Origin of the sequence: Streptomyces sp. SID486, assembly GCF_009865385.1 — a bacterium.
GTDB lineage: Bacteria > Actinomycetota > Actinomycetes > Streptomycetales > Streptomycetaceae > Streptomyces.
Genome location: NZ_WWJT01000735.1, coordinates 1 through 5,311, shown reverse-complemented (window position 1 = coordinate 5,311; position 5,311 = coordinate 1). Strand labels below are relative to the sequence as shown.

2 protein-coding genes are annotated in these 5,311 nt (G+C 77.7%); both read left to right on the top strand.

What is annotated here, in order from left to right:
* A partial coding sequence (locus tag GT045_RS34360; RefSeq protein ID WP_161336585.1) for an asparagine synthase-related protein occupies nucleotides 1-1,360 on the top strand: 1,360 nt, incomplete at its 5' end.
* A 458-nt stretch (nucleotides 1,361-1,818) separates the two neighbouring features.
* Nucleotides 1,819-5,311: BTAD domain-containing putative transcriptional regulator (locus GT045_RS40225; protein ID WP_237539099.1), on the top strand; the 3,493-nt coding region annotated here is incomplete at its 3' end.

The window sequence follows — 5,311 nt, the reverse complement described above, 5'->3', positions numbered from 1 at the left end:
CGACCTGGACCCCGGGCCGGTGCCCGGCATGGGCCCGGCCGAGCGGCGGGCCGCCCGCGGGATGCCGGTCCCCGGCATCGGCGCCGACCTGTCGGGCGGGCCCGCCTCCGGCACCCTCGCGCTGCTGGCGGCCGGGCTCCCCGGCAGACCCGGCACGCTCCTCGGCCACGGCACGGGCGCCGGCGAGCGTCTGCTGGCCGTCACCTTCAACGACCTGGCCGTCGCCGGCCGTGAGGCGGAACTCGAACGCGCCGGAGCCCTGGCCGCGGGCCCCCGCCTGCACCACGTCGTGGTCACCGGCGGCGAGGAGGTCCTGCCGTACGCCGACCTCGACGGCCCCCTGACCGACGAACCGGGCCCCTCACTGGTCCAGGCGGCCCGGCACCGGGCGCGGCTCGCTGCGGGGAGCGCCGACCACTTCACCGGGTACGGCGCCCGCCAGGTCCTGGACGCCCACCCCGCGCGGCTCGCCGACCTCCTGGTGGACCGCCGGCGGCGCCACCTGGTCCGGCCGGTCGCCGCGCTCGCCCGCGCCGACGGCTCGGTGATGGTCCCCGCGCGCGTGTACGGCGCGGCCCGGCGCCTGGCCCGCACCCCCTACCGGACCGGCCTGGAGGCACTGGCCGAGCGGCTGATGCGGCGCCGCTTCGACGAGCCGAAGGGGGCCGTCGGCGCGTCCCTCGCCGCCCTGACCTGGGCCCGGCCCGGGCCGGCCGCCCGCTGGCTGACGGGGGAGGCACTGGCTGAAGTATCGGTTCTGCTCCAGGCGCAGGCCGAGCGCTCCGGCACCGGCGTGCAGCGACCCGGCGACTACCGCGCGCGGGCGGCACTCGCGCGGCACGCCGCCGACCTCCGCGTCCTGGAACAGGCCGCGGAGATCCGCTCCCAGCGCCTGCACGCGCCGTTCCTCGACAACCAGGTCGTCCGCGCCTGCCGCGACCTCCCCGAGGCCCTGCGCGTCCAGCCCGGCGCCCGCGCCGCCGTCCTGCGCACGGTCCTGGAGGGCGCCGGCGTCACCGAGCTCCCGCCCGGCTGGGGCGCCCCCTCCCACGGCTCGTCGGCGGCGGCCGCGCGCGCGGGCCTGCGCCTGGCCGCCGACCCCGTCCTGGACCTCTTCGCCACGCCCCTGCTGGCCGACGCCGGCCTGGTGGAGGCCCGCGTCGTCCGCAAGGCCGTGCGGTCCGCCGCGGCCGGCGAGCCCCTCCCCCTGGACGGACTTGCCGACCTCGTCTCCCTCGAACTCTGGCTGCGCCGCCTCCTGTCCCGCCGGGGCACGTGCTGGACCGGAACCCCCGGCCGCTCCCGGGCGGTCCCCTCCGGCATCCAGCCGAGGAGGAGCGCGCTCACGCCGGGGGTCTAGCCGCGGGCGGGGGCTGCCGCCGGCTGGCGGGTTCGGGCCCCTGCCGGGGGTCTGGCCGGGGGTGGGGGTCGCCGTCGGCACGCGGGCCTACACCTCCGCCGGGGGTCGAGCCGCGGGCGGGGGCCGCTGTCTGCACGCGGGCCTGGATTCCTGCCGGGGGTCTGGCCGCGGGTGGGGTCGCCGTCGGCAGGCGGGCCTACACCTCCGCCGGGGGTCGAGCCGCGGGTGGGGTCGCCGTCGGCAGGCGGGCCTACACCTCCGCCGGGGGTCGAGCCGCGGGTGGGGGCCGCTGCCGTACGCGGGTCTGGACTCGTGCCGGGGGTTTGGCCGCGGGTGGGGGTTGCTGCCGGCTGGCGGGCCTGGATTCCTGCCGGGGGCCGAGCCGCGGGTGGGGTCGCCGTCGGCACGCGGGCCTAAACCCCGTGCCTCCCTCCCTCCGTCCCCGCGACAATGATCCGATGCGGTACAGGATCCTGGGCGTGACCCAGGCAGCGGACGACCAGGGCACCCCCCTGCCCGTCGGCGGCCCACGCCTCCGTACGCTCCTCGCCGCCCTGGCCCTCCGCCCCGGCCGCACCACCACCCCCGGCACCCTCATCGCCGAGATCTGGGCGGACGACCCGCCCCAGGACGCCCCCGCCGCCCTCCAGGCCCTCGTCGGCCGCCTCCGCCGTACCCTCGGCAGGTCCGCCGTCACCTCCGCCCCGGGCGGCTACCGCCTCGAAGCCACCGAGGAGGACGTGGACCTCCACGTCTTCGAACGGCTCACCCGCACCGGCACCGCCGCCCTCGCCACCGGCGACCCGGCCACCGCCCACCACGCCCTCACCCGCGCCCTCTCCCTCTGGTACGGCCCGGCCCTCGCCGACCTCCCCGACCGGACCGTGGCCACCCGCCCCGAGGCCCTGCGCCTGGAGGCGGCCCGCGCCCGCGCCGCCGCCGCCCTGGACCTCGGCCGCGCCCAGGAGGTCCTGCCGGAACTGCGCGAACTGACCACCGCTCACCCGTACGACGAACCGCTGCACGTCCTCCTCGTCCGCGCCCTGCGCGACACGGGCCGCCCGGCCGACGCCCTCGCCGCCTACGAGTCCGTCCGCCGCACGCTCGCCGACAGCCTCGGCACCGACCCCGGCCCGGAACTCCAGGCGCTGCACACGGCGTTGCTGACCCCGCAGGGCCCCGCGCGCCCCGGACCCCCGGCGGAACCGGCAACAGCACCGGCACCGGCACAGGGACCGCCCCAGCGCACCGGGAGAACCGGGAATCTCCGCCCCCGTCTGACCTCTTTCGTCGGACGGGAACCGGAACTCGAGGCCATCCGTTCCGATGTGCACCGGGCCCGGCTGGTCACGCTCACCGGACCGGGCGGCTCGGGAAAGACCCGCCTCGCCGAGGAGGCCGCCGCGGCGCTCCCCTCGGCCTGGCTGGTCGAGCTGGCCCCGCTCGACCGGCCGGAGGCCGTTCCCGGCGCGGTGGTCAGTGCGCTCGGTCTGCGCGAGACCGTGCTCCTGACCAACGAGCTGGCGACCCCGCAGGCCGACCCCACGGCCCAGCTGGTCGAGTACTGCGCCACGCGCAGCCGGCTCCTGATCCTCGACAACTGCGAACACGTCATCGGCGCGGTGGCCGCCCTCGCCGAGACCCTCCTCACCCGCTGCCCCGGGCTGACGATCCTCGCGACCAGCCGTGAACCACTGGGTGTCCCCGGCGAGTCGGTGCGCCCGGTCGAGCCCCTCGTCCCCGAGCAGGCCCACCGCCTCTTCGCCGACCGCGCGCGTGCCGTCCGTCCCGACGCGGACGCGCTGCTCGGCGACACCGCGGCCGTGGCGGAGATCTGCCGCCGCCTGGACGGGCTGCCGCTCGCCATCGAACTGGCCGCGGCCCGGCTCAGGCTGCTGACCCCCCGGCAGATCGCCGACCGCCTCGACGACCGCTTCCGCCTGCTGACCTCCGGAAGCCGCACGGTCCTGCCCCGCCAGCAGACCCTGCGCGCGGTCGTCGACTGGTCCTGGGACCTGCTCGACGAGCGGGAGCGGACGGTGCTGTGCGAGGCGTCCGTGTTCGCCGGCGGCTGGGACCTCGCGGCGGCCGAGGCCGTGTGCACCGGCCCCGCGGCTGACCTGATCGGCGCACTGGTCGACAAGTCCCTCGTGGTGGCCGCCCCGCACGACGAGGGCACGACCGGCACGGACACGGGCAGCGGCATGCGCTACCGCATGCTGGAGACCATCCACGAGTACGCCACCGAGCGCGCGGCCGAACTCCCCGGACTGCGCGCCGCGGCCGAGCGGCGCCACCGCGCGTGGGTCCGTTCGCTGGTCGAGGAGGCCGAGCCGCAGCTGCGGTCGGCCGCCCAGCTCCCCTGGTTCTCCCGCCTGGAGACGGAGCTGGACAACATCCGCGCGGCCCTGGACCGAGCGGTCCGCGCGGGCGACGAGGCGGAGGCGGGCGCCGTCGTCCTGGCCGTCGGCTGGTTCTGCTGGCTGCGCAACCACCGCCAGGAGGCGGTCACCTGGGTACGGCTGGTGCTCCGCCTGGGCACCGCCCTGGACATCCTGTCCGCCGCCACCCCGACCCGGGACGCGGCCCCGCATGCGACCCCGGCCCGGCATACGTCCACGGCCCCGGACGCGGCCCCGGTACCCCACACGTCCCCGGCCCATGCGACTCCGGCCCCCCATACGCCCCCGGCCCCGGACGCGCCCCCGGCCCCGGACGCGGCCCCGGCACCCACGGCCCCGGCACCGACCAGCCCGGCACCCACGGCCCCGGCACCGACCAGCCCGGCACTCACCAGCCCGGCAGCCACCAGCCCGGCACTCACCGGCCGGTCCGCCGCCGGCCGGTCCGCCGCCGACCAGTCCGCCGCCGGTCTGGCTGCCGCTGTGGACGCCGCCGACCCGGTGGGGGCCCTGCTCGCCGATCCCGGTGGCCAGGACAGGCATCCGCTGGCCGAGATGCGGATGGACCTGCGCATGCTCGACCTGTTCCTGACCTCAGAGACGAGTACCGACAGCCTCGCCGCCGACGAACGGGCACCGGAGTACATCGCGCGCGTGCGCGACGCGTACGAGCGCGGCGGCCCCCGGGCGGCCCGGCTGCCGGGGATCGTCTGGCCACTGACCGCCTACTACCTCGGCGGTCCGGTCGACATCCGCCCGCACCTGAGCAAGACCGTCGCCAACGCCCGTCTGTACGGCGGTGACTGGGAGACCGCGGTCGCCCTCATGTACCGCGCCCACGTGACCGTCGACTCACCCGGCAACCTCCAGGGCGTGGACGAGGACCTGGCCGAGCTGCGCGGACTCAGCCGCCGCGTCGGCGACCGCTGGATGCGGGCACAGGTGTGCAGCGCGGCCGGCGAGGCGGCCATGGCCCGCGGCCGGTTCGACGAGGCGCGCGCCGAGTACGACGAGGCGCTGCGCCTCGCCTACGAGGTGGGCGCGAGCGCCGAGGCGCCGTTCCTGCTCGCCCGGCTCGCCGAGATCGCCTACCGCAGCGGCGACCGGGACACCGCGCTGGCCACCCTGGACGAGGCGGAGACGGTCGCCGACCGGCACGCCGTACCGGAGTCACGGGCCTTCGTGCTGCTGCTGCGCGCCCTCATCATCCTGTACGACGGGCGGGCGGACGGGCGGACCGAGGGCCGGACCGCTCATGCCCGCGCACTGTACGAGACGACCCGCGCGGTGGTCGGGGACGGCAGCCCGCCCCCGCAGTTCGTGGCGCTCCAGCGGACGGTCGAGGGGCTCCTCGCGGCCGACGAGTCGGGCCCGGCGCACGGAGTGCCGATCCTGGCGGACGCCCTGCGGGAGGCCGTGGCGCACCAGTGCGCCGAGTCGGTCACGGCCGGTCTGGTGGACGCGGCGGCCGGACTGCTCGCCCGGCTCGGCGACCTGATCGGCGCGATCCGGCTGTACGCCGCCGCGGACCACTGGCGCGAAGGCCGTT